This is a genomic window from Streptosporangium sp. NPDC023963 (assembly GCF_040639135.1).
Lineage (GTDB): Bacteria > Actinomycetota > Actinomycetes > Streptosporangiales > Streptosporangiaceae > Streptosporangium.
In genome coordinates this window covers 106,764-130,065 of record NZ_JBEZZK010000022.1, presented here as the reverse complement: position 1 = coordinate 130,065, position 23,302 = coordinate 106,764, and the positions used below count along the sequence as shown (strand labels likewise).

General features: G+C 71.0%; 22 protein-coding genes, 1 tRNA gene and 1 pseudogene. 9 read left to right on the top strand and 15 right to left on the bottom strand.

Annotated elements, in window-relative coordinates:
• Window positions 1-91: 91 nt before the first annotated feature.
• Both AB0F88_RS40495 and AB0F88_RS40490 read right to left on the bottom strand, forming a co-directional pair.
• Window positions 92-751, bottom strand: a complete 660-nt coding sequence (locus AB0F88_RS40495) for a C39 family peptidase (protein WP_362696730.1) — start codon at window positions 749-751, stop codon at window positions 92-94.
• A pseudogene (locus AB0F88_RS40490) lies at window positions 693-1,094 on the bottom strand (pyridoxal-phosphate dependent enzyme); the annotation flags it as partial. The pseudogene AB0F88_RS40490 and the gene AB0F88_RS40495, both read right to left, overlap by 59 nt.
• A gap of 179 nt (window positions 1,095-1,273) precedes the next feature.
• Here AB0F88_RS40490 and hrpB point away from each other — a divergent pair.
• Both hrpB and AB0F88_RS40480 read left to right on the top strand, forming a co-directional pair.
• Window positions 1,274-3,937, top strand: coding sequence for an ATP-dependent helicase HrpB (hrpB, locus tag AB0F88_RS40485; protein ID WP_362696728.1), 2,664 nt, complete (start codon window positions 1,274-1,276; stop codon window positions 3,935-3,937).
• Window positions 3,938-4,130: 193 nt separating this feature from the next.
• Window positions 4,131-5,495, top strand: coding sequence for an amidase family protein (locus AB0F88_RS40480; protein ID WP_362696726.1), 1,365 nt, complete (start codon window positions 4,131-4,133; stop codon window positions 5,493-5,495).
• 171 nt (window positions 5,496-5,666) lie between these two features.
• Here the strand turns inward: AB0F88_RS40480 and AB0F88_RS40475 are convergent, their stop codons facing one another.
• From AB0F88_RS40475 to deoC, 3 genes are all read right to left on the bottom strand, one after another.
• Window positions 5,667-6,665 carry an aldehyde dehydrogenase family protein gene (locus AB0F88_RS40475; RefSeq protein ID WP_362696724.1) on the bottom strand — a complete coding sequence of 333 codons (999 nt, stop codon included), beginning with the start codon at window positions 6,663-6,665 and terminating at the stop codon, window positions 5,667-5,669.
• Between the two features lie 182 nt (window positions 6,666-6,847).
• Window positions 6,848-8,275, bottom strand: coding sequence for an aldehyde dehydrogenase family protein (locus AB0F88_RS40470; protein WP_362696722.1), 1,428 nt, complete (start codon window positions 8,273-8,275; stop codon window positions 6,848-6,850).
• 9 nt (window positions 8,276-8,284) lie between these two features.
• Entirely contained in the window at window positions 8,285-9,223 is a 939-nt protein-coding gene (deoC, locus tag AB0F88_RS40465; RefSeq protein WP_362696720.1) for a deoxyribose-phosphate aldolase, read from the bottom strand.
• Between the two features lie 365 nt (window positions 9,224-9,588).
• Between deoC and AB0F88_RS40460 the strand changes: the two genes are divergently transcribed.
• Complete coding sequence (locus AB0F88_RS40460; RefSeq protein ID WP_362696718.1) at window positions 9,589-9,750, top strand: hypothetical protein; 162 nt, start codon at window positions 9,589-9,591, stop codon at window positions 9,748-9,750.
• A 124-nt stretch (window positions 9,751-9,874) separates the two neighbouring features.
• Entirely contained in the window at window positions 9,875-12,751 is a 2,877-nt protein-coding gene (locus tag AB0F88_RS40455; protein WP_362696716.1) for an AAA family ATPase, read from the top strand.
• 124 nt (window positions 12,752-12,875) lie between these two features.
• Here AB0F88_RS40455 and AB0F88_RS40450 read toward each other — a convergent pair whose 3' ends face one another.
• The 9 genes from AB0F88_RS40450 to AB0F88_RS40410 form a co-directional block, all read right to left on the bottom strand.
• Window positions 12,876-13,445, bottom strand: coding sequence for a TMEM165/GDT1 family protein (locus tag AB0F88_RS40450; protein WP_362696714.1), 570 nt, complete (start codon window positions 13,443-13,445; stop codon window positions 12,876-12,878).
• 431 nt (window positions 13,446-13,876) lie between these two features.
• On the bottom strand, window positions 13,877-14,914 hold the full coding sequence (locus AB0F88_RS40445; protein ID WP_362696712.1) for a UDP-N-acetylmuramate dehydrogenase: 1,038 nt from the start codon (window positions 14,912-14,914) through the stop codon (window positions 13,877-13,879).
• Between the two features lie 54 nt (window positions 14,915-14,968).
• Window positions 14,969-16,309 (bottom strand): glycosyltransferase family A protein, encoded by a 1,341-nt coding sequence (locus AB0F88_RS40440; protein ID WP_362696710.1) that lies wholly within the window; start codon window positions 16,307-16,309, stop codon window positions 14,969-14,971.
• A gap of 273 nt (window positions 16,310-16,582) precedes the next feature.
• Complete coding sequence (locus tag AB0F88_RS40435) at window positions 16,583-17,011, bottom strand: MaoC family dehydratase (protein WP_362696708.1); 429 nt, start codon at window positions 17,009-17,011, stop codon at window positions 16,583-16,585.
• 1 nt (window position 17,012) lies between these two features.
• Window positions 17,013-17,459, bottom strand: coding sequence for a MaoC family dehydratase N-terminal domain-containing protein (locus tag AB0F88_RS40430; protein WP_362696706.1), 447 nt, complete (start codon window positions 17,457-17,459; stop codon window positions 17,013-17,015).
• A gap of 317 nt (window positions 17,460-17,776) precedes the next feature.
• The gene (rpmG, locus tag AB0F88_RS40425) at window positions 17,777-17,941 is read right to left on the bottom strand and encodes a 50S ribosomal protein L33 (RefSeq protein WP_030921771.1); all 165 of its coding nucleotides are present in this window, start codon (window positions 17,939-17,941) and stop codon (window positions 17,777-17,779) included.
• A gap of 80 nt (window positions 17,942-18,021) precedes the next feature.
• A tRNA-Met gene (locus AB0F88_RS40420) sits at window positions 18,022-18,095 on the bottom strand.
• Between the two features lie 741 nt (window positions 18,096-18,836).
• Window positions 18,837-19,043: a DUF397 domain-containing protein gene (locus tag AB0F88_RS40415; protein WP_362696704.1), complete on the bottom strand. Its 207-nt coding sequence runs from the start codon at window positions 19,041-19,043 to the stop codon at window positions 18,837-18,839.
• A gap of 7 nt (window positions 19,044-19,050) precedes the next feature.
• On the bottom strand, window positions 19,051-19,902 hold the full coding sequence (locus AB0F88_RS40410; protein WP_362696702.1) for a helix-turn-helix transcriptional regulator: 852 nt from the start codon (window positions 19,900-19,902) through the stop codon (window positions 19,051-19,053).
• 103 nt (window positions 19,903-20,005) lie between these two features.
• Between AB0F88_RS40410 and AB0F88_RS40405 the strand changes: the two genes are divergently transcribed.
• Window positions 20,006-20,257 (top strand): hypothetical protein, encoded by a 252-nt coding sequence (locus tag AB0F88_RS40405; protein ID WP_362696700.1) that lies wholly within the window; start codon window positions 20,006-20,008, stop codon window positions 20,255-20,257.
• 2 nt (window positions 20,258-20,259) lie between these two features.
• On the opposite strand, the gene AB0F88_RS40400 is transcribed toward AB0F88_RS40405, so the two are convergent.
• Window positions 20,260-20,538, bottom strand: coding sequence for a winged helix-turn-helix domain-containing protein (locus AB0F88_RS40400; RefSeq protein ID WP_362696698.1), 279 nt, complete (start codon window positions 20,536-20,538; stop codon window positions 20,260-20,262).
• 116 nt (window positions 20,539-20,654) lie between these two features.
• Here AB0F88_RS40400 and AB0F88_RS40395 point away from each other — a divergent pair, with 116 nt between their 5' ends.
• The 4 genes from AB0F88_RS40395 (at window position 20,655) to AB0F88_RS40380 (ending at window position 23,282) form a co-directional block, all read left to right on the top strand.
• Window positions 20,655-20,882 (top strand): hypothetical protein, encoded by a 228-nt coding sequence (locus AB0F88_RS40395; RefSeq protein WP_362696696.1) that lies wholly within the window; start codon window positions 20,655-20,657, stop codon window positions 20,880-20,882.
• Window positions 20,879-21,139, top strand: coding sequence for a hypothetical protein (locus AB0F88_RS40390; protein ID WP_362696695.1), 261 nt, complete (start codon window positions 20,879-20,881; stop codon window positions 21,137-21,139). The genes AB0F88_RS40395 and AB0F88_RS40390 overlap by 4 nt, the downstream gene beginning before the upstream one ends.
• 355 nt (window positions 21,140-21,494) lie before the next feature.
• Window positions 21,495-21,803, top strand: a complete 309-nt coding sequence (locus AB0F88_RS40385) for a hypothetical protein (RefSeq protein ID WP_362696694.1) — start codon at window positions 21,495-21,497, stop codon at window positions 21,801-21,803.
• A gap of 84 nt (window positions 21,804-21,887) precedes the next feature.
• Complete coding sequence (locus AB0F88_RS40380) at window positions 21,888-23,282, top strand: hypothetical protein (RefSeq protein ID WP_362696693.1); 1,395 nt, start codon at window positions 21,888-21,890, stop codon at window positions 23,280-23,282.
• The last annotated feature ends 20 nt before the right edge of the window (window positions 23,283-23,302 follow it).

The window sequence follows — 23,302 nt, the reverse complement described above, 5'->3', positions numbered from 1 at the left end:
CACCCGCTACGACAAGCTCGCCGCCCACTACCGATCAGCCGTGACCATCGCCTGCCTACTGCTCTGGCTCAGATGATCCACAAAACAGGTCCTAGCGCGCGAGCAGGGCGATGCCACGGCCACCGAAGAACGTCTCGAACACGTCGACGGGCAGGCTGGCCCGGCGAGCGCCGGGCGTGTGGCCGGAGGGGTTGTGCAGGTGGATCCGCCCGTGGTCGTGGCCGGTGAGCAGGACCAGGTGCCCGCCCCGGCCGGGCGCGGGCAGATCGGGGCGGCGGATCTCCTTGTGAACCGAGGCCATCACCAAGCACCCGGCCGCCAGTAAGCCGGAGATCTCCTGCATGGTCAGGTGCGGATGGACGGTCGCGTCCAGGCTGTGCTCAGCGCGGACGTAGTCGGCGAACGGCTGGTAGTACAGGCCCTTGATCCGGCCCTGGCCGTCTTCGACGTAGCCGCCGTAGGGCAGCACCCCGCGCAGCAGCTCCATCATCGGCGGCGCGTAGCCGTCACGATGATCGAGGATCATCTGGAGGCCGGCCATCCCGCAGCAGTGCTGAGCCCACCGGGCATACTCCTCGCGGGTAGCGGCGCCGGACTCCGCCCAGCGCGGATCGTCAGCGGGGTCGGCGCCCCGGTAGGCGATCGCCTCGATGAGATCGGGCGTCATGTACTGGGTGTAGATCTCAACGTCGTCATGAAGCGTCTGCTCGGGGTTGGCGGCCGTCGTCGGCCTGCAAGTCAGGCAACCCATCGTTTCCCCTTGCGTCAGTGCGGCCGATCAGCGCCCGGAACATGGCCCAGGCGATGTTCCCCCCGGACAAGACCACACCTATCTTGCCGGAGGCGCCGGTGATCTGCCCGCAGGTGACCGCCGCCGGCGCGCACCCGCCGCTGGGTTCGACGACGACTTTCAGATGGGTGAAGCAGATGGCCATGGCTTCGATGATCTGCGCATCGGTGACGGTGATCACCTGATCGAGCAGCGTACGGTTGATGCCGAACGGGATCGGGGCCGGGGTGGTGTGCGCGAGTCCGTCCGCGATCGTGAGCGGCTGCCGGATCGTCACCCGGTGCCCCTTACGCAGTGAGCAGGGGAGTGGTGGTGAGGGCGGTCAGGCGGGCCTTGGCCGCGCGGACGTCGCCGATGCTGATCATGTGATTCACCTCCTTAGGGCTGGTAGCCCTGCTTGGCCAGGGCTGTGGACAGGATGTGGGTGATCAGGCCGTCTCGGGCGGCGTCTCACCGGGTACCGGACTCGGGGACACTGGACGGGTGCGTTCCGACTGGTCCGGCCTGCCCGTACGTCACGCCCTGCCCGAGTTGCTCGCGGCGCTGGACGGGCGGGGCGTCGCCGTGCTCACCGCTCCCCCGGGCACCGGCAAGACCACCCTCGTCCCGCTCGCGCTGGCCGGGCTCCTCGACGGCTCGGCGCCCAGGCGGGTGATCGTGGCCGAGCCGAGGCGGATGGCGGTACGAGCGGCGGCGAGGCGGATGGCGTGGCTGCTGGAGTCCGAGGTGGGGGCGGAGGTCGGGTTCTCGATACGCGGCGAGCGCAGGGCCGGTCCGAGGACGGTCGTCGAGGTCGTCACCACGGGAGTCCTCCTGCAGCGGCTCCAGCGCGACCCCGAGCTCGAGGGCGTGGACGCGGTCCTGCTCGACGAGTGCCACGAGCGCCACCTGGACGCCGACACCGCGCTGGCGTTCCTCCTCGACGTCCGCGCCGCGCTCCGCCCCGACCTGCGGATCGTCGCCACCTCCGCCACCGCCGACGCCGCACCCTGGGCCCGCCTCCTCGGCTCCCCCGGCGACGCCGCCCCCTCCAAGATCCCCGGTGAATCTGGTGAATCCGGTGAACCCGCGCCGATCGTGCACGCCTCCGGCACCATGCACCCGGTCACGCCTGTCTGGGCACCGCCCACCGGGCCCGTCGCACCGCCCCACGGCATGCGGGTGGACCCGGCGTTCCTGGCCCACGTCGCCGGTGTCGTACGGCGCGCGCTGGCCGAGCACGAGGGGGACGTGCTCTGCTTCCTGCCGGGCGTCGGCGAGATCGGCCGGGTGGCCGCGATGCTCCCCGGCGTCGAGGTCCTCCAGGTGCACGGCCAAGCCCCGGCCCGCGTCCAGGACGCGGTCCTGTCCCCGGGCGACGGGAGGAGGGTGGTGCTCGCCACCTCGGTCGCCGAGTCGAGCCTGACCGTGCCGGGCGTACGGATCGTGGTCGACTCCGGCCTGGCCAGGGAGCCCCGCACCGACCACGCGCGCGGTCTCGGTTCGCTCACCACCGTCCGCGCCTCCCGGGCCTCGGCCGTCCAGCGGGCGGGGCGGGCGGGCCGCGAGGCGCCGGGCGTGGTCTACCGGTGCTGGTCGCGGGCCGAGCACGACCGGCTGCCCGAGCACGCGCGACCCGAGATCGCGCTCGCCGACCTGACCGGCTTCGCCCTCCAGGTCGCCTGCTGGGGCGATCCGGCCGCCACCGGCCTGGCCCTGCTCGACGCGCCGCCGCCCGCCGCGATGGACGCCGCCCGCCGCACCCTGTACGCCCTGGGCGCCCTGGACTCCCCCGGCACCACGCGGCCACCGGGCGCGCCGGAGCACTCGCCGGATCTTCCTCCCGTGGGCCGGGTGACCGACCGGGGACGGCGGATGGCCGGGGTCGGGGTCCATCCGCGCCTGGCACGGGCCCTGATCGACGCCGGTACAGCCGGTACAGCCGGTACGGCCACCGGCACGGACGGGATCGACGCCGGTTCCCGGGCCGCCGAGGTCGTGGCGCTGCTGTCGGAGCAACTGCCCAGGGACGCGGGCGACGACCTGGTGGCGGTCTGGCGCTCCGCGCGCCAGGGCGGTGACGGTTTCTCCGCCCGCTGGCGCCAGGAGGCGGGACGCCTGGCGCGGGCCGTACCCGGCACCGCCCGGCGTACGGGCCGGAAAGCGGAGGGTGCCGCCCGGCCGGGGAACGGCGGGGCGGCCGGGGGCGACGACGCCGTGGCCGGGACGGTCGTGGCGCTGGCCTACCCGGAGCGGGTGGCGCGGCGGCGCGGCGGCTCGTACCTGATGGCCTCGGGAACGGCCGCGGAGCTGCCGCGCGGGTCGCGGCTGGGGACGGCGGAGTGGCTGGCCGTCGCGGTCGCCGACCGGCCTACCGGAGCGGCGTCCGCCAGGATCAGGCAGGCGGTGGTCATCGACGAGGAGATCGCCAGGCTCGCCGCGGCCTCCCTGTACAGCTCCGGTGAGGAGATCACCTGGCACACCCCGCCGGGAGGACGGCGCGGCGACGTGTCGGCGCGGCGGGTGGAGAGGCTGGGCGCGATCGAGCTGTCCAGCGGCGCGCTCCGCGGCGCCGACGTGCGGCCCGCCGTCCTGGAGGGCCTGCGCGCGGAGGGCCTGTCGATCCTGCGCTGGACGCCCGAGGCCGTGGCCCTGCGCGAGCGGCTGGCCTTCTGCCGCCGCACGCTCGGCGACCCGTGGCCCGCGACGGACGACGACGCGCTGGTCGGCGCGGCCGACCGCTGGCTGGAGCCCGAGCTCTCGCGGGCCCGCCGCCGGTCCGACCTGGAGCGCCTCGACGTGGTCTCCGCGCTGCACCGCCTGGTCCCGTGGAACGCCCGGCTGGCAGAGGTGGCCCCGGAGCGGGTCGAGGTGCCGAGCGGGTCGCGGGTCAGGATCGACTACTCGGGCGAGCAGCCGGTGCTGGCCGCCAAGGTTCAGGAGCTGTTCGGCTGGGCCGAGGCCCCGCGCGTCGCCGGGGTCCCGCTGGTGATCCACCTGCTCTCCCCCGCGGGCCGCCCGGCCGCCGTCACCGCCGACCTGGCCTCCTTCTGGCGCGAGGGCTACCGCGCGGTCCGCGCCGAGCTCCGCGGGCGCTATCCCCGGCATCCCTGGCCCGACGATCCCCTGTCGGCCACCGCCACCCGCCGCACCAACCCCCGCCGCTGACCCCGGCGGGCCGGAAGCCCGGGAGCGCCGGGGCTCGGGGATGCCGGAAGCCCGGGAGCGCCGGGCGAAATAACGCCGATGAGCCGGACAAGTCATCTGATTGAGACGTAGGGCGCTTCCCCTTACGCATTCGCCAGACCACACTCGGTGCATGTCGTGGGTGGGAAGTTCCGCAGTGGAGATCGCGGATGCCGTGCGACGGGGGAAGGTCACGGCACCCGTGGTGGTCGCCGAGCACCTCGACGCCATCGCCGAGCGCGACGGGCGGGTCGGGGCGTTCCGCGTGGTCCTCGCCGAGCGGGCGCTGGCCGAGGCGCGAGCCCTGCAGGGGCGGGAGGACCTGTCCGGGCTGCCGCTCGCCGGGGTGCCGATCGCGATCAAGGACAATGTCGCGACCCGCGGGGAGGCGTCGCGCAACGGTTCGGCGGCGACGCCCGACGTGCCCGCGGACGAGGATCATCCCGTGGTCGCCAGGCTGAGGGCGGCGGGCGCGGTGATCGTCGGCATCACCAACGTGCCGGAGCTGTGCCTGGCCGGATTCTCCGACAGCGTGTACGGCGTCACCCGCAACCCGTGGGACCCGAGCCGCACCGCCGGCGGCTCCTCGGGCGGGAGCGCGGCGGCCGTGGCGGCGGGCATGGTCCCGCTGGCCCACGGCAACGACGGGCTGGGCTCGCTGCGCATCCCCGCCGCCTGCTGCGGCCTGCTCTCGATCAAGCCGGGACACGGGCTGGTCCCGCCGCCGGAGCACGACTGGTACGGGATGTCGGAGAACGGGCCGCTGGCCACCACCGTGGCCGACCTCGCCCTCGCCCTCGCCGTCATGGCGGGCGACATGTCGCTGGCGACGCCCGGGGAGAGCGAGGCCCTGGGCGTGGGCCGCGCCATCGACGACTACCCGGGCGGGCTGACCCTGTCGGAACCGCTGAGGCTCCGGGTCGCGGTCGCGCCGATGCCGCTGCCGCCGGGACTCTCGGTGGACGCCGAGTTCCAGCGGGCGGTGACCGAGGCTGCGGAGGCGCTGGGCGCGGCGGGGCACACCGTGGTGGACCACCCCGAGCGGATGTCCCTCCGGGTCGGCGCCGCCGCCGTGGCCACCTGGTTCGCGTGCGCCAGGGGCGACGTCGAAGGCCTCGACCCGCGCGGGCTGGAGCGGCGCACCAGGTCCCTGGCGAGGATGGGCCGGCTGCTCGCCAGGTTCGGGGCGGACGGCGCGGCGGGCCGCGACCGCTGGCGCGCGTACGGCGCCGACCAGTGGTTCGGGAACGCCGACGTGCTCGTCACCCCGACGCTCGCCGCCGTGCCGCCGCCCGCCGAGCGCTGGGGCCGCCGGGGGCTGCTGGCCAACGCCCGCGTCAACCTGGCGTACGCGCCCGCCACCGCGGCCTGGAACATGGCCGGCTGGCCGGCCATGAACGTCCCGTACGGCAGGCACTCCAACGGCACGCCGATCGGGGTCCAGCTCGTCGCGGCACCGGGCGGCGAGGCGCAACTCCTGGCCCTGGCCGGCCAGCTGGAGGCCGCCCGCCCCTGGACCCGCCACGCCCCGCTCACCTGACCACCGGCCCCGCCGGTCCCGCCAGGCCGGACCCGGCGGGACGGGCCCGGCGACGCCTGGCGCGCCGGACCTGGCGGACCGGGCGAACCGGGCGTCGCGGACCGGACGCGACGGAGCCTGGCGGGGCCCGGCGGGGCCTGACGGGGCCTGACGCGCGTCAGGCCGGGCGCGTCAGACGCCGGTGGGGTGCCAGACGGTCTTGGTCTCCAGGAAGGCCGTCAGGCGCCTGGTGCCGGGGTCGGCGGACCAGTCGGTCGCCGCGGGGCGGAAGACCCGCTTGAGGTTCTCCGCCGCCGCCTCCTCGCACGTGACCGCCAGGCTCTCGTCGGCGACCCCGGTGAGGTCGAGGGCGTTGACGTCCATGTGCGCGGCCAGCCAGGGGGCGATCTCGGCGACCGAGCCGGTGAGGATGTTCACCACCCCGCCGGGCAGGTCCGAGGTGGCGAGCACCTCCGCCAGGGTGATCGAGGGCAGCGGGGCGCGCTCGCTCGCGATCACGACGCAGGTGTTGCCCGTGACGATCACCGGGGCGATCACCGAGACGAGCCCCAGCAGCGGCTCGTCGGGGGCCACCACCGCGACCACGCCGGTCGGCTCCGGCGAGGAGATGTTGAAATAGGGCCCGGCGACCGGGTTGGTGGACCCGGCGACGGCGGCGATCTTGTCGGACCACCCCGCGTACCAGACCAGCCGGTCGACGGCCGCGTCCACGACCTCCCCGGCCTTCTTCGTCCCGGTCTCCGCCAGCTCGGCGACGAACTGGGCCCGGCGGCCCTCCAGCATCTCGGCGACGCGGTAGAGGATCTGCCCCCGGTTGTACGCGGTGGCGCCCGACCAGCCGCCGAAGGCCTTGCGCGCGGCCGTCACCGCGTCGCGGGCGTCCTTGCGGGAGGCCCTGGAGGCGTTGGCGAGGAAGTCGCCCCTGGAGGAGGCCACGGCGTAGGACCTTCCGCTCTCGGAGCGCGGGAACGCCCCGCCGATGTACAGCTTGTACGTCTTGCGCACGGCGAGCCGCGCGGGCCCTTGGCCCTCGCCGCCCCCGACGCCTCCGCCACCCTCGCCGGCCCGGTTTCCCGCGCGGCCCGCGACGTCCTCGCTCGTACCGTCCGCCGCGGGGGCACCGGCCTGCTTGCCCGCCCGTGCCCGGCCCGGCCGCTCCGCCTTACTCATTTCCCAGCCCTCTCCACGAGCTCTCCTGCTGCGCCAGCCGGGCCGGCACGAAGATCTGACCGCAGCGGCTCACGCCGCACCGGTGGGCGAACCAGCCCCGCAGCACCGGCCGTCCGGCGCGGGCGAAGCCGTGGCCCCGGGTGCTCTGGGCACGGCGGGGCCGGCGTTTCGCCCTGTGATGCTCACACATCGAGATACGCCTCCAGCCCGTGCCGCCCGCCCTCGCGCCCATACCCGGACTCCTTGTAGCCGCCGAACGGCGAGGTGGGGTCGAACCGGTTGAAGGTGTTGGCCCAGACGACGCCGGCGCGGAGCCTGTCCGCCATCCACAGGATGCGCGAGCCCTTCTCCGTCCACACGCCCGCCGACAGGCCGAACGGGGTGTTGTTGGCCTTCTCCACCGCCTCGGCCGGGGTACGGAAGGTCAGCACGGACAGGACCGGCCCGAAGACCTCCTCGCGGGCGATCCGGTGCGACTGGGCCACGCCGGTGAAGATGGTCGGCGGGAACCAGAAGCCCTTGTCGGGCAGCGAGCAGGCCGGGGACCAGCGCTCGGCGCCCTCCGCCTCCCCCAGGTCGGACAGCTCACGGATCTTGGCGAGCTGGGCCGCGGAGTTGATCGCGCCGATGTCGGTGTTCTTGTCCAGCGGGTCGCCCAGCCGGAGGGTGCCGAGCCGCCGCTTCAGCGCGTCGAGCAGCTCCGTCTCGATCGACTCCTGCACCAGCAGCCGGGAGCCCGCGCAGCAGACGTGACCCTGGTTGAAGAAGATCCCGTTGACGATGCCCTCGACGGCCTGGTCGAGCGCGGCGTCCTCGAAGACGATGTTCGCGGCCTTGCCGCCGAGCTCCAGGGTGACCTTCTTGCCGGTGCCCGCGACCGACCTGGCGATCTGGCGGCCGACCTCGGTGGAGCCGGTGAAGGCCACCTTGTTCACGTCGGGGTGGTTCACCAGGGCGGCGCCGGTCTCGCCCGCGCCGGTCACGATGTTGACCACGCCGGGCGGCAGGTCGGCCTGCGCGCAGATCTCCGCGAACAGCAGCGCGGTCAGCGGGGTGGTCTCCGCGGGCTTGAGGACGACCGTGTTGCCGCAGGCCAGCGCGGGCGCGATCTTCCACGCGAGCATGAGCAGCGGGAAGTTCCACGGGATGACCTGGCCGGCCACCCCGAGCGGGCGCGGGGCGGGGCCGTACCCGGCGTAGCCGAGCTTGTCGGCCCAGCCGGCGTAGTAGAAGAAGTGGGCCGCCACCAGGGGCAGGTCCACGTCGCGGGACTCGCGGATCGGCTTGCCGTTGTCCAGGGACTCCAGCACGGCCAGCTCGCGCGAACGCTCCTGGATGATGCGCGCGATCCGGAACAGGTACTTGGCCCGCTCCGAGCCGGGCATCGCCGACCAGACGCCGAACGCCTTGCGGGCGGCCTGGACCGCCCGGTCGACGTCGGCCTCGGTGGCCCAGGCGACCTCCGCCAGGACCTCCTCGGAGGCCGGGTTGACGGTCTTGTTGCGGTTCTCACCCTGGGAGTCGACCCACTCGCCGCCGATGAACAGGCCGTAGGACGGCCTGATGTCGACGACGTCACGCGACTCGGGCGCCGGTGCGTACTCAAACATGTGAACGCCTTAGTCGAGGGTGAAGTAGTCGGGACCCGCGTACCTGCCGGTGGCCAGCTTCTGGCGCTGCATCAGCAGGTCGTTGAGGACGCTGGAGGCGCCGAGCCGGAACCAGTCGGGGTCGAGCCAGCCGTCTCCGACGGTCTCGTTGACCAGGACGAGCATCTTGATCGCGTCCTTGGTGGTCTTGATGCCGCCCGCGGGCTTCACCCCGACCTTGCGGCCGGTCGCGGCCAGGAAGTCGCGGACCGCCTCCAGCATGACCAGCGTCACGGGGAGGGTCGCGGCCGGCTGCACCTTTCCGGTGGAGGTCTTGATGAAGTCGCCCCCGGCGAGCATGGCCAGCCAGGACGCGCGGCGCACGTTGTCGTACGTGGACAGCTCGCCGGTCTCCAGGATCACCTTCAGGTGGGCGTCTCCGCACGCGGCCTTGATCGCGACGATCTCCTCGAAGACCTTGAGGTAGTCGCCCGAGAGGAACGCGCCCCGGTCGATGACCATGTCGATCTCGTCGGCGCCGGCCGCCACCGCGAAGGTGGTGTCGGCGATCTTGACGTCGAGCGAGGAGCGCCCGCTGGGGAAGGCGGTCGCGACACTGGCCACCTTGACACCGGAGCCCTTCACGGCCGCCGCGGCCTCGGCGACCATGTCGGGATAGACGCACACCGCGGCCACCTTGGGCACGGAGGGGTCGGCCGGGTCGGGGTGGACGGCCTTGGCGCACATCGCGCGGACCTTGCCCGGGGTGTCCGCGCCCTCCAGGGTCGTCAGGTCCACCATGCCGATGGCGAGGTCGATGGCCCGGGCCTTGGCCGTGGTCTTGATGGATCGGGTGCCGAGCATCGCGGCGCGCTGGTCGGCGCCCACGCGGTCGACACCGGGCAGGCCGTGCAGGAAGCTTCGCAGCGCGACGTTGGACGTTGCCACGTCGGTGAGCGAGGTCGTCATAGTTGACACCTCTCCAGCATGCCTACTGGTGTGATTACTTCCAAACTGGACCCTGCCCAGCGACCCTGCCGGTTTTCGTCAACATCCGCCGAGCGGCCCGCGCGCGGGGGTGCCCCGCCGCCCGGGGACCCGGCGGTGACGCGGGGCCGTTCCGGGAGACACCGGGGCCGGGACCCCCTGCCGGAGAGGCGAATCGGTGCCGTCTAGGTAGTCCCGGGACGGCCTAGGAGTGATCTAGGTAGTGCCGGGGCGAGAAGCGCCCGGGAGATAGGACATCCTCCCGATGTGGGGCCGGGGGCCTTAGGGCGAATCTTGAGTCTGTAAGGAAAGCGCGCCGCGAGGCGCCACACCAGGGAGGAACCCCCATGGGTCCCGAGCTCCACCTTCAGATGATCGCCCACCGGACCACCGAACTCCGCCAGGAGGCCGACAGCTACCGCCGCGCCCGTGAGGCGCAGGAGGACAGGAAGGCCCACTCTTCCGAGAAGCGCCGCCGGGGCCTCTTCGGAAAGATCATCCCGGCATGACCACGTCCCGAGAGCCCGGCCGCTCCCATCTGCCCGGCCGGGCCTCTCTGCCCCCCTGAACCACCGATTTCACCGAGCGAAAAATAGGGAGATCACACCTTTAAGGCATGACATGCTGGCAGACATGGTGGGTCGGGCGGTAAGTCCCGTCTTCGTGGGGCGGGAGCGGGAGCTCGCGGACCTGACCGAGGCGTTCGAGCAGGCCCGGAAGGACGCGGCGGTGACCGTGCTGCTCGGTGGCGAGGCGGGTGTCGGCAAGTCGCGGCTGATCGGGTGTTTCGCGGAACGGGCCACGGTCGACGGCGCCCACGTGCTCAACGGGGGCTGCGTGGAGCTGTCGACCGAGGGCCTCGCCTACGCGCCGTTCACCGCGGCGATCCGCCAGCTCGTCCGCGAGTGCGGCGCCGAGGTGGTCGCGGCCCTGCTCCCCGAGGGAGGGGCGCGCGACCTGGCCCGGCTGCTCCCCGAGTTCGGCGAGCCGAGCGGCGACACGGAGAGCGACACCGCCCGCGCCCGGCTCTTCGAACAGATCCTCACCCTGCTGGAACGGCTCGCGGAGCGCCGCCCGGTGATCCTCCTCATCGAGGACGTCCACTGGGCCGACAGCTCCAGCCGCGACCTGATCGCCTTCCTCAGCCGGAACCTCCGCACCGCTCCCGTGCTGATGGTCCTCACCTACCGCTCCGACGAGCTTCACCGCCAGCACCCGCTCCGGCCGGTGCTCGCCGAGCTCGGCCGGCTGGACGGGGTCCTCCGGATGGACCTGCCCCGGCTCACCCGGTCCGAGGTGGCCGCCCAGATGGCCGGCATCCTCGGCACCGCGCCCGAGTTCGTCCTGGTCGACAAGGTCTTCCAGCGCAGCGAGGGCATCCCGCTGTTCGTCGAGGCGCTGATGGAGTGCGGCGGCGAATGCACCTTCCCCGACTCCCTGCACGATCTGATCATCGGCTCCGTGGAGCGGCTCCCCGAGGAGACGCAGCGGGTGCTGCGCATCGCCGCCGCCGGCGGCATCCGGGTGAGCCACGCCCTGCTCGTCGCGGTCAGCGCGCTGTCGGACGTCGAGCTCGACGACGCGCTGCGCACCGCGATCGCCGCCAACGTGCTGCAGGTCGCCGACGGCCGCGCCTACGTCTTCCGGCACGCGCTGATCCGCGAGGCCGTGCACGACGAGCTCCTGCCCGGCGAGCACGTACGGCTGCACGCCCGCTTCGCCGAGGAGATCGGCAAGGACCGCACGCTGGTGCCTCCCGGCCGGGCCGCCATCGAGATCGCCCACCACTGGCACTCCGCCCGCGACGACCTCTGGGCCCTCATCTCCGCCTGGGAGGCGGCGGGCAAGGCCGCCAAGACCTTCGCCCACCGGGAGATGCTGCAGCTGCTGGAGCGGGTGCTCACGCTGTGGAGCAAGGTCCCCGACGCCGCCGAGCGCATCGGCGTGGACCACACCACCGTCCTGGAGCAGGCCGCCGAGGCCGCGAGCGCGTGCGGGGAGGTCGACCGGGGCAGCAAGTTCGTCAAGGCCGCGCTGCAGGAGCTCGACGAGCGGACCGAGCCCGCCCGGGTGGCGAACCTGGTCGTACGGAGGTCGCAGTTCAAGAAGGCCAGGCGGCGGCCCGGAGTGCTCGACGATCTGCGCTACGCCGAGCGGCTGGTCCCCGAGCCGGGGCTGGAGCGCGCCGAGGTGCTGTCCAAGCTGGGCTCGTACCTGATATTCAGCGGCGAGCTGGCGGAGGGGACGGCGCACACCGAGGAGGCGCTGCGGATCGCCCGCGAGCACGGCGAGGGGCCCCTGGAGGCGGAGCTGCTGCTCAACCTCGCGCTGGGCCACTCGATCGCGGGGCGTATCGAGGCCACGATCGAGCTCAACGAGACCGCGCAGGCGATCGGCGAGCGTGTCGAGTCCGGCCGCAGCGTCCTGCGCGCCATCGCCAACAACGTGGACGCGCTGAACAACATGGGCCGCTCCGCCGAGGCGATCGAGCTCGCGATCGAAGGGGAGCGGCTGGCGAGGAAGTACGGCCGCTACCGGGACCAGGGCACGTTCATCGCCAACAACCGGGCCGAGGCGCTGGAGGCGCTGGGCAGGTTCGACGAGGCCGCCGAGCTGGTCGAGCGGATCCTCGGCAAGGACCCCACCCTGCGCACCCGCCACCACCTGCGGCGGGTCCGCGGGGACGTGGCGGTCGCCCGCGGCGAGACGGGCGTGCTCAGATCCGTCCTGGACGAGGTCGGCGCCTTCGGCACCGTCCCCGAGGAGTTCATGCAGGAGCTGACCGCCAACGCCCGGCTCATGATCGGCCTGCACATGCTCGGCGGGGAGCCGCTGGCCGCGCTGGAGGTCGCCGAGCGGGTCGCCCGTGAGGCGCAGATCACGAGCAAGCCCATGCTGGGCTGGCGGACGTTCGGCCTGCTCGGCGGCATCTGCGAGACGGTCGAGGAGCTCGCGCCCGAACGGGTGGCGGCGCTGCGTGCCCACGTTGAGAAGGCCGCGGCGACGATGGCCGTGGACAGCCCCGTCGCCGAGGCCTACCGGCTCGGACTCATCCGCGACCACGACGCCGCTGCCGCCGCCTGGGAACGGCTGGGCCGCCCCTTCCCCCAGGCGAAGTCGCTGCTGCACGGGGGACGGACGGCGGCCGGCGCCGGTGACCGCGACGGTGCCGCGTCCCGGCTGCGCGCGGCCCACCCGATCGCCGTGGCGCTCTCCACCCGGCCGCTGGCCACCGAGATCGAGGCACTCGCCCGCCGGATCGGGATCTCCCTCACCGAGCAGGCCGGAACCACCGGGCAGGCCGGGGGCGGGGAGTCGCCGCTGACCCCGCGCGAACTGGAGGTGCTCCGGCTGGTCGCGCTGGGACGGTCCAACCGCGAGATCGCCGCCGAGCTGTTCATCTCGGCCAAGACCGTGAGCGTCCACGTCTCCAATATCCTCGGCAAGCTGGGCGTCTCCACCCGTGGCGAGGCGGCCGCGGCCGCCCACCGTCTCGCCCTGATCGGCTGACTCCCGCTCCCACTCCCGTTCCCTCAGCGGAGGCGATCACCGGGCGACGGTACGGCGGAGGGGAAGACGGTACGGCGCGGCGATCGCCGCCGCCGCCGAGCACGCGCGGCCGTACTGGCCCTGATCAGACGAACAGCGGTTCGAGCAGCAGGATCACACCGAAGACGGCGAAGGCCGCGGCGGCACCGTAGCGGATGGTTCTCTCCGGCAGGTGCTTGCCGAGCATCCGGCCGACCACGATGGCCAGGGCGTCGGCGGCGACCATGCCCACCGTCGAGCCGATCCACGTGCCGAACCAGCCGTGCTGGGTGGCGAGCGTGATGGTCGCGAGCATCGTCTTGTCACCCAGTTCGGCGAGGAAGAAGGCGACGGTCACGGCGATGATCGCCGACCGGGTGGTGCGCCGCGCCTTTCGCGACTCCTCCTCGGTCAGCTCGTCCCCGCGCAGCGTCCACAGCGCGAAGCCCAGAAAGGCGATGCCGGCGATGATCGTGATCGCCGTGGTGGGGAGAAAATCGCCGACCAGTCCGCCCAGGGCGACGCTGAACAGGTGAACCACCGCGGTGGCCAGGGTGATTCCGGCGAGGACCGGCCACGGTTTGAACCGGGTGGCGAAGGTCATGGCCATGAGCTGGCTCTTGTCGCCGAGTTCGGCGACGAAGATCACGGCGAGACTGATCCAGAACGCTTCCAACGAGGGTGCCCTTCCCGCATACGCAGCCGGGCGGAAGGGCGGGACCCGGGGAGTCTCGGGCACGTCTTCGGCCCGGCGGCATCCATCAATGCCTGCCAGGCCGAAGGTCTCGTCCGCCATGGAGCCGGGCCGAACCGGCCGGATCCAGGGCCCGCGCGACCGGGCGCCTCAGGCGCCAGCATGTCGATCACGCGATTGGGACTACTCCCCTTCGGGTCTTTCCATCAGACCATATCAACAGAAATCGGATGCCCATTCCCGCCCCCCGGAGGACCCCGGAGGACCTCACGGACCTCGGAGACTTCGGAGGATCTCACAACCCCGGAGGGCCTCACAGGACCTTCACGGAACCTCGGAGGACGCCGGGGAGTGCCCGGAGGACCTGGAGGAGCCTCGGGAGAATTTCGGAAGAGCCCGGAATCCCGAGAACCTCAGAGCCGGGTGCCGACCATCACGGGCTCGTTGACCAGGGTGACGCCGAACTTCTCCAGGACGCCGTCCCTGACCTCGCGGGCGAGGTCGAGGAGCTCCTCCGTCGAGGCCACCATTTCCGGATTTGTCATGGCAAGGGTGTGCTTGGTGGAAATACGGGCCGGGCCGCGCCGGTAGCCCTTCGGGAACCCGGCGTTCTCGATCAACCACGCCGCCGGGACCTTGACGGCCCCCTCCGGCATGTCCCAGCGGGGGAACCCCGGCGCCCGCAGTTCCAGCTCCGCGGCCTGCGCGGTGGTCAGGACCGGGTTGGTGAAGAACGACCCCGCGCTGCGGGTGTCCGGGTCGGCGGCGTCCAGGACCATGCCCTTGCCCGCGCGCAGCTCCAGCACCGCCGCCCGGGCCTCCGCGAGCGGCACCCGGTCGCCCAGGGCGACCCCCAGCCGGGAGGCCAGCTCCCGGTAGGCGACCGGGCCGGACAGCGCGTCCCCGGCCAGCTCGTAGGTGACCGCGAGCACGACGTATCGCCCCAGGTCTTCCTTGAACGCGCTGTGCCGGTAGGCGAATCCGCACTCCCGCGCGGCCAGGTCCCGCACCTCACCGGTCCGGCGGTCGTAGGCCCGGACGGCGGTGATCGTCTGGGAGACGTCCTGCCCGTAGGCGCCGACGTTCTGGATCGGCGTGGACCCGACCAGCCCGGGGATGCCGGACAGGCACTCCACGCCCGACCGGCCCTCACGCACCGCGCGCTCGACCAGGGCGTCCCAGTCCTCGCCCGCCTGCGCGGTGACCAGGTCCCCCTCGACCTCGACGCCCCGGGAGGCGACGCGCACGACCAGTCCGTCGAAGCCCTCGTCGGAGACGACCAGATTGCTGCCGCCCCCCAGCACGAGCACCGGCTCGCCCGCCCGGTCGGCCGCCGCCACCAGCTCGACGATCTCCTCGGACGACCCCGCCTCCACGAACGCCCCGGCCGGTCCCCCCAGCCCCAGCGTCGTGTACGGCGCCAGCCGCACCCCCGCCACCCGCTCCGTCATGCGCTTTTCCCCACCCGCGACCACCCGGCGACCCGGCCGAAATCCGCGACCAGCCTACGGGGAGCGCAGCAGCCTCAGCACCCGGTCGTAGGTTCGCCGGGACTCCCCGTCGCGGTATTCGGGGTCCGCGCCGTCGTCGCGGCGGTGCCGCTCCTGGTGGACCGGGAGGTCCTTCCCCAGGGCGACGAGAGTGCCGGGCAGCCTGAGCGAGAACTCCAGGTCGGCGTTGCGGTAGTAGCGGACGTCGGCGGGGAAGCCGCCCGCGGCGAGCGCGGTGTCGCGCCTGACCGCGAACAGGTGGCCGAGCAGCCCCCGGACCTCGCCGGGCTCGGCCTCCAGCCATTCCTTGCCGTCCTCGCGGGGATTCATCCCCTTCCACCCGGCCGCGGTCACATCATCGTCCAGCGCCTTGACCAGCGGGGTGACGGCGTCGCCGTCCAGGACCACGGAGGTGTCCATGACGACGTGCACGTCCGAGGTGTCGAGGCGCAGCAACCTGTCGCGGCTCTCGCCCCACCCCGCGGAGCCGCCCTTCCAGTGCGGCGTCTCGGCCACGTGCCAGGCCTCCACCCGGCGGGGGAACTCCTCCACCAGCTCCTGCAGGACCGCTCCCGCGCCGTCCACGTCTCCCAGGTCGAGGGCGAGGATCCTCGCCTCCGTACGGGCGACCAGGGCGCGTACGCACTCGCGCAGCTCGTCGGGACGGCCGTCGACCAGCAGGGCGACGGTCACCGTCGGCCGCGCGGCCCTCGGCTCCTCGACGCCGGCCGGGGGAACGATGGTCTCGTCGAGCCGGGAGACCGACAGGCTGCCGTCCCACAGCAGCTGGGAGGAGACCATCCGCTCGGGATGGCCGTCGAGATCGTCGGCCCGGCCGACCAGCTCCGACCCCTCGGGCGTCTGCTGGGGCGCCGCCTCGGTCTCGGCGACCCGCTCGGCGTCCAGGTCACCGAGCCGCCCCGGGTGGCGTCCGGGATCCGCGGCCTCGGCGACCCGCCCGGGGTCGGCCGAGTCGTCCCGTCCGGTGGAGGTTTTCCCTGCGTCTCCTACGCCCCCCGCGTCCCCCGTGTCTCCCGTGCCCTCGGCATTCCCGTCGACCCCGGCGGCCCCGCTCGTGGCGCTCGTCCGTCCGGGGGCCGTGGACGTTCCCGGCCCGCCGCTCGAACCGCCTCGTTCCGCTCCCGGGGAACCCCCCTCGGGCAGGGAACTCACCGTGGGCCACACGTCGAAGGAGGGAGAGGGGATGAGCTCGAAGCCGTCCGCGGTGTCCCGGACGAGCCAGCCCTCGGTTCTGATCTCGTCACGGAGCGCGTCGGAGGCGGCATGATCGTGCTCGGCTAGCGCCTTGGCCCGCCGCTCGGCCAGGCCGGTCACGTTAGGAGGTACTTCGCTCATGCTGGGGAGCTACCCCCGGAAGGGGAGAAGATTCGGCCCCGGCCCACGAGCATGCCGTGAACCACGGCCAGGTCGGCGGACCACGACCTGACCCGCGGTGAGCCGTACCGGCGGACCACGCCCCGACCTCGCCGTGAACCGTACCGGCGTACCGGGGAACCGGCGCGGGCCGCCCGGGCGCGAGCCCCGCCACCGCATCCCGAACCGGCTCCGGGCCGTACCGGGCCGGCCGGGCACCGGCGGCGCCCGCGACAGGGCGCTACGGCAGGGCGCCTACGACAGCTGGACCACCGCGCGGGCCTTGGACAGGACGCGGGAGTCGTTGGACCTGGCGGTCAGGGCGACCACCACGCGCTTGTCCTCGAGCTTCTCCTCGACGACCCCGCTCACCGTGATGACGGCGCCCTGGTCGTCGTCGGGGACGACCACCATGGAGGAGAACCGCACCCCGTAGTCGACGACCGCGCCGGGGTCGCCCACCCAGTCGGTGACGAACCGGCCGCCCTGCGCCATGGTGAACATGCCGTGCGCGATGACGTCGGGAAGCCCGACGGTCTTGGCGAAGCGCTCGTTCCAGTGGATGGGGTTGAAGTCACCCGAGGCCCCGGCGTACATCACCAGGTTGGCGCGGCGTACCGCGTATTCGGCGGGCGGGATCTGCTGGCCCGTCTCGACCTCGTCGTACTTGACCGTCGCGGCCATGTCAGCCCGCCCCTCCACGCTCGACGATGGTGTTGTAGGCCGTGCACACGAACTCGCCGTCGACGGTGCTGACGTCGCTCTTGACGGTGATCAGCTCGTTGCGGCCGATGCTGCGGATGTCGGTCACGGTGGAGACGCTGACCAGCTCGTCCCCGGCGTGGATCGGCCGCCGGTACTCGAAGCGCTGCTCGCCGTGGACCACCATGGCGAGGTTCAGACCGAGCTCGGGGTCGGTCAGGATCGACCCTCCGGCCAGGCTGAACACGATGGGGAAGGTCGGCGGCGCGATCACGTCGGGATACCCCGCGGCCTGGGCGGCCTCCCTGTCCCGGTAGATCGGGTTGTTGTCGCCGATCGCCGTCGCGAACTCTTTGATCTTCACGCGACTGACCTCGTACGGCGAGGAGGGCGCGGACGCCCGCCCGACGAAGTCACGGTTCAGAGCCATCGTGCTCCTTTGCGGATATCGAACCGGTGGAGCCGGCACCGGCGGGTCGGACGAGACATTAACAGAACAAGATTCCAGTATGTGCCCTGGGGGGACATCGGGCGGCGAGCTACCGGAAAGCGGTTCACCGGTAGGCGAGCCACCAGGAAACCGTAGCCCGGCCCGCTCTCGCGTCGGATCTCTTCCGTGGTCAACGCTCGTGCCACAAAACTGTACGGATACGACAAACCGGCGCCTCGTCTGAGGACGCCGGTTCTCGTGGAGTGTGTTCGTGCCGAAGCACTCATCTCCCGCCGTGGCGGAAGGCTTCGCGCAGACTAGCGAGTCTCGCGGTGCGCCTGGTGCGTCTTGCAGTTCGGGCAGTACTTCTTCAGCTCAAGCCGATCCGGGTCGTTGCGCCGGTTCTTCCGCGTGATGTAGTTGCGGTGCTTGCACTCCTGGCAGGCCAGCGTGATCTTCGGCCTAACGTCGGTGGCAGCCACTTGGGAGTGCCTTTCTACGTTCTGGACAGTGGACAACCCACGACAGGACCTCTCTGGTGGGAGAAGCCCCGGATGGGTAGTAGCGGAGGCCGGACTTGAACCGGCGACACAACGATTATGAGCCGTTTGCTCTGCCTGGCTGAGCTACTCCGCCTTGAGGCCGACGAAATCGACCGACCTCGCAAGGATACCCGACCCGCAGAGTGCCTGCGTACTTGTGCAGGTCAGGGCGATCTCTTCTGGGTCGCCCCAGTATGCCCGCCCGCGCGTCAGGAACCTTGAGTATTTTCTGGCCCGCCTTTACCTGTCTTCAAGGCCAACCAAGCCGAAAGCCCTAACCAGGAGGTTAGGGCCTTTAGGCTGTCGAGCCCCTTTACGGAATCGAACCGTAGACCTTCTCCTTACCATGCAGATCCGGTCATAGCCGACACCAGGGCTCTCGGCCTAGGCCGCAGGTCAGGCTAGCAGCGGGGAGACGGGAGAGACAAACCGGGGCCAGCGAAGACTGAGAGGCGTCGCGCAAATATCGCGCACTTTTGAGGCGGCTACGCAGCGTCACGACTGGTTGCGGTATCGGACACACAGGATTCCGTGACACTCCATGGTCATCGGAGCACTCTCACGGCCATAAGGTGTTTATCGGACAGGCGGCGGCGCGGAAACATCCCTCGCTGGGTGTCGGGCCGCGCCGTCGCCGTAGTACGGCAAGAGGCTCACCCTGGGCGGGGTGAGCCTCTTCGTCGTGGTCGATCCATCCGAAACGGGCATAACCGAACGACCGCTTGCTCTCGCGTGTCGCAGCGATCGCTGGTTAGGCTCGAAGGGCTTCGTTACACGAAAGGCCCCGTTCTCCCCCCGGAAAGGAGAGCGGGGCCTGACGCGTTACTGGAGCTGACTACTGGTCGAAGTGGCCGGCCTTCACCTGGCGGATGAAGGCGCCCCACTCGCTGCGGTCGAAGGACAGCTCCGGGCCGCCTGGGTCTTTGGTGTCTCGGACGGCCCAACCGCCATCGCCGAGGGGGGCTCCCTCGACACAGTTGTCGCCTTGGGCGGAGAGCGTGCTCTTCCGCCACGCGCGAGGCTGTGTGGTGCTTCGTTCCACGATTCGCCTACCTCTGCTGTAGATCTCTGGCCATGGACTGCATGCGCTGCGCCGACTCTTCTGTGGACAGCGCCAGCGCCTGCACCGTGCTGAAAATTACGGTATACCGGTGGAGGTCCGGGGGCTTTTCCCTATAGAGATCATCGGTTGGGGTCTCTGTGTAGACCAGCGACGGGGACGCCACATCCTCGAAGTCCAGGATCACGAAGCCGCCAGCCATCGCCGGATGAGCGCCCGCGCTGAAGGGCAGCACCTGAATGGTGACGTTTGGCCGCTCACCCATCTTGATGAGGTGCTCCAACTGGGCGAGCCGGACCTCAGGGCCGCCGATGAGACGATGCAGGGCTGCCTCGTCGACCACAGTCATCAGTTGGGGAGGATTCCTTCTCTCCAGGATTTCCTGCCTCGCTAGCCGCGCCTCGACGTGACGCTCGATGGTGGACTCATCGAGGCCGAATCCGGCACGGAAGACTGCCCGCATATAGTCCGGCGTCTGGCACAGCCCCGGGATATTGGGGTCGTAGGTGCGTAAGGCCACCGCCCCAGCCTCAAACGCGGGTAGCCGGCCGCGGAACACGTCCTTGTAGTCAGCCCACCACCCGCGTTGACGTGCCTGTTTGGCGAGATCGATGAGCGCCGCACGCTCGTTCTCGTCGGTCACGTCGTAGGTGTCGAGTAGGTCGCGGATGTCTCGCGGGTTCGGGAGCTTCCAGTCGTTGCGCTCGATGCGGGTGAGCTTGCTTGGCGTCCAGTCGAGACGTTTGGTGACCTCGGCGGCGGTAAGCCCGCGCGCTTTGCGTAGGTCGAGCAGAGCCATGGAGAGCTGTCTCCGCTTGACGGTGGGGCTGTGTTCGGTCATGTGCCGTCCTTGTTCCCGCGAGGCGACAAAGGGTGCATACCTAGACAATACGAAATTTCTGATTTCAGTATTGCCTTTTTCTGATACCCATACAACCATGAGAGTGGAACCCATCACGGGGAGTGAGGCAAGCATGACGCCATTACCGGCGAGCGCCAAGACGCTGCATGAAGAGTTCCCCAGATGGACCCTCCGAGAATCCGGCATTCACCAGCACTGGGCCATCCGCACGGACCGGCCGACAACACCGCAAATCAAAGCCGGAGCGAAGCTCTACCTATCCGGGGACTCTCTTACCGAGCTGGCTGAGCGGCTCCGCGCCGAAGAACGCCTACTGGCGGAGGTCAAGCCATGACGCTACTCGTCGCCCTGGGCCGGCCAGTCGGCCTGAGGCCGGACGAAGGTCGCGACACCTTGCTCCGGGCGGACGTACCCCTCCTGGGCCAACCGGTCGATGACCTTGCGAATCGTGTTTTTTGCGGCCCCGAATTCCTGGTGCAGCTGGGTGAGGCTGGGGATGGGGTACCGGGGTTTGTACTCTCCGTCTCGGATGCGGCGGCGCAGCTCGTCTGCGAGCTGCTTCCATATGGCGCGGTCGGTCTCCCAGACGACCTCCCCATCCACCTTTTTGATCATGGTGCAGACGGTAGAGCGTCACACCACTGCCTGCGTAAGCGGGAAGGTGCAGACGAGACCCTGCTACACCATGCAACTGCATGGCACAGTAACGATCAAGCTCTACGGGTTGCATCATGAGCGCCGCTGCCGAGGTCACCGCCCTCGACCTACTCGCCCAAAAATTCACCGGCTGGACGATCTGGCGCAGCGACACCGGACGCTGGTGGGCCACCCGCCACGCTCCGATCACTAAAGCGCAAGACAACGTCGGATGCGCCCGCACGGTGGACGCTGACACTCCCGCCGACCTGTCCAAGCTCCTTGTCGATCAGAACGAGCGGGCAGCGAGGGCGGCGTCATGACCATGCAGCATGCAATCCAGAGGCACCTTGTGGAACCGTGCGTCGAGGCTCAGCTGAAAGCCCTGAAGTCCATGTATCCGGGGTGGCGCATCACCTACGACGCCGCCACAGGCCGCTGGAGCGCAGCCAAACGGGCGCCCATCACCGACGCGCAAGCAGACGCGGGCGTGGTGGCCGGGTTCTTCAGCGGCAACTACGAAGCGTTCGCCGAGCAGCTCGCGAAGCAGGCCGACCCTCACACCGAGGAAACGTCATGACGCCAGACCCCCGGTGCCAGCGGTGCGGGGCGGGGCTTGAGTCGCTGTGGAGCATGTACGTCGGCACCTACTGGGGCGCCCGCGAACTGCAGTACTACAGCGGCCAGCCCATATCGAGAGGCAAATGCCCCATGGCACGCGGGATCTTCGGTCTCAGCTCACACGTCCCCCGTCCGCCCTGATCTTCTGCCCGGGCATGCGCGCACTCCCCTGGCTGGGTGCCTGCCAAGGGAGACCCGGGTGAAGTCGGCGCCCCCACACCTGGAGGGGTGGCAGGGGCGTCGAGGCCAGGGCCCCGTCCCCGTCTTCCCCGACAAGGGGCGGGGCCCACCACACAAACTGGGAGGAACACGAGATGAGCATCGAGTTCGGGGTGCAGTGGACACCAGCCCTCGGCGGTGAGCGCATCGAAACCAGCCCCATCGACGAAGCCCACGCCGAACGCCTCGTCTCCTACCTCGCTTTCGGCCAGAGCCTGCACGGCGTCACTCCGGATGCCGCCGTCGTCTACCGGGTACCGGGCGGCGAATGGTCCACCACCCCGCCCGACCCGCGCGGCCTTCCTTGCGAGGCCGAAGCGCTCCTTCAGGACTTCCTGCGGTGGATGGAAGAGAACCCTGACATGCCGCAACTCGTCGACGAGCCGGACCATCCGGCCCTCTAAACGCAGGGAAGCCCCGCCGGCGCGCCAACGCCAGCGGGGCCCCTACCTGGCACGAAGCCCCAACACGACTTGGAGCCCCGAACCGTGAATGACCGTAGTGAACCGCTGACCAGCACGCCAGCCCCGCGGCCGGACCCGGCCACTCGACTCACCCGAGCCGAACGCCGGGAACGCGACGCAGCAGCAAAGGTCCGCGCTGCCCGCATCGCTGACGACGAGCGGCGCCGGCGACGGATCCAGGCCGAGCAGGACCGCGAAGAGCAGGAGCAGCGGCGCGCAGCCGCTCAGCTTCGTCGCACCACCACCCGGTCGATCCGCTCAGCCGCCGCCCGCACCCGCTGGCAGGCTCGGCTCAAGAAGTGGCGCGACACCGCGGTCCTCGTCGGCGCCATCGTGGGCGTCAACCTCGTCGCGATCGTCGGCCAGGTCGCCGCCTTCCACGAGGGCTTCGAATGGAGCATGCCCGTCGCCCTCGGGGCCGCTGCGGTCATCGAGTCCATCGCCATCTACGTCGGCTGGCACGCCCACACCGCACTCATCGAAGGCGACAGCGTCGTCCGCCTCCGGGCAGCCTCCTACTTCATCGCGCTCGTCGTCGGTGGCCTCAACTACTCCCACTACGCCGGCGAGGGCGGCACCCCGACGGAGGAAGCCGTCATGTTCGGCATGGCGTCCCTCCTCTCCCCCTGGCTGTGGGCACTGCACTCCAGGCACCAGCACCGCCAGCAGCTACGCGCCGACGGCCTTATCGACCCTCGGGCTCCGAAGTTCGGGCTCCGCTGGATCTTCCACTACCGGGAGACCATGAGCGCCCTTTCGTGGGCTGTCGGCGAAGGCGTCCAGTCGCCCGCCGTCGCCATCGCTGCCGTCCGAGCGGGGAACGCCGCGGGGAACGCCAAGGACGCGCTTTACGCCGCCGAGCGAGCGCTCACCAAGGTCCAGTCGGATGCGTTGAAGCTCGCCCTCACTCACCTAGCGGCGGTCGCTCACGACCTTGACCGCGAGGACCCAGAAGCGACCGAAGCACGCGAAGGGATCGCCCGGTTCGTCGCCCGCTTCCAGCCGCTCCTGCCGCCCCTCTCCCTGAGGGAGCTCGTTCCTGGAGACTCGCCCGCAGGAGGGAACGAAACGGGAACGGAAGCGGGAACGCAGCAGGAACCGAAGAGACCCTCTGACCAGGACAACGATGAGGCTCGGAAGTTCATCCGCGACTCCATCCGGTACCGGAAGGTCGTTCCCTCCAAGGGCGATGTAGCGGCCAAGTTCAAGTTCTCGCAGAGCTGGGGCTACGACCGGGTTGTGGAGGTCCGGGAGGAACTCTCAGCGAAGGGCTGGCTCTTCCCGAACAGTGGCCCGCCGGTCTCTCCCTCCGCCTCCAAGCAGACCCCCGCCCGTTCCTCAGAGGAGTCGCCGTCGGAGGAACCGACAGCAGTGAACGGCGCGACCGTGTCGAGCAGCGCGGTGGGCGGTGACGTTTGATGCCCCTGCCTACCCCTGCC

Excerpts from the sequence above, each read along its gene's own strand:
- deoC (WP_362696720.1), bottom strand. The coding sequence starts at position 9,223 with ATGACGACCTCGCTCACCGACGTGGCAACGTCCAACGTCGCGCTGCGA.
- AB0F88_RS40460 (WP_362696718.1), top strand. The coding sequence starts at position 9,589 with ATGGGTCCCGAGCTCCACCTTCAGATGATCGCCCACCGGACCACCGAA.
- AB0F88_RS40470 (WP_362696722.1), bottom strand. The coding sequence starts at position 8,275 with ATGTTTGAGTACGCACCGGCGCCCGAGTCGCGTGACGTCGTCGACATC.
- AB0F88_RS40400 (WP_362696698.1), bottom strand. The coding sequence starts at position 20,538 with ATGATCAAAAAGGTGGATGGGGAGGTCGTCTGGGAGACCGACCGCGCC.
- AB0F88_RS40455 (WP_362696716.1), top strand. The coding sequence starts at position 9,875 with ATGGTGGGTCGGGCGGTAAGTCCCGTCTTCGTGGGGCGGGAGCGGGAG.
- AB0F88_RS40385 (WP_362696694.1), top strand. The coding sequence starts at position 21,495 with ATGAGCATCGAGTTCGGGGTGCAGTGGACACCAGCCCTCGGCGGTGAG.
- AB0F88_RS40390 (WP_362696695.1), top strand. The coding sequence starts at position 20,879 with ATGACCATGCAGCATGCAATCCAGAGGCACCTTGTGGAACCGTGCGTC.
- AB0F88_RS40395 (WP_362696696.1), top strand. The coding sequence starts at position 20,655 with ATGAGCGCCGCTGCCGAGGTCACCGCCCTCGACCTACTCGCCCAAAAA.
- AB0F88_RS40430 (WP_362696706.1), bottom strand. The coding sequence starts at position 17,459 with ATGGCTCTGAACCGTGACTTCGTCGGGCGGGCGTCCGCGCCCTCCTCG.
- AB0F88_RS40440 (WP_362696710.1), bottom strand. The coding sequence starts at position 16,309 with ATGAGCGAAGTACCTCCTAACGTGACCGGCCTGGCCGAGCGGCGGGCC.
- AB0F88_RS40495 (WP_362696730.1), bottom strand. The coding sequence starts at position 751 with ATGGGTTGCCTGACTTGCAGGCCGACGACGGCCGCCAACCCCGAGCAG.
- AB0F88_RS40435 (WP_362696708.1), bottom strand. The coding sequence starts at position 17,011 with ATGGCCGCGACGGTCAAGTACGACGAGGTCGAGACGGGCCAGCAGATC.
- AB0F88_RS40410 (WP_362696702.1), bottom strand. The coding sequence starts at position 19,902 with ATGACCGAACACAGCCCCACCGTCAAGCGGAGACAGCTCTCCATGGCT.
- AB0F88_RS40445 (WP_362696712.1), bottom strand. The coding sequence starts at position 14,914 with ATGACGGAGCGGGTGGCGGGGGTGCGGCTGGCGCCGTACACGACGCTG.
- AB0F88_RS40475 (WP_362696724.1), bottom strand. The coding sequence starts at position 6,665 with ATGAGTAAGGCGGAGCGGCCGGGCCGGGCACGGGCGGGCAAGCAGGCC.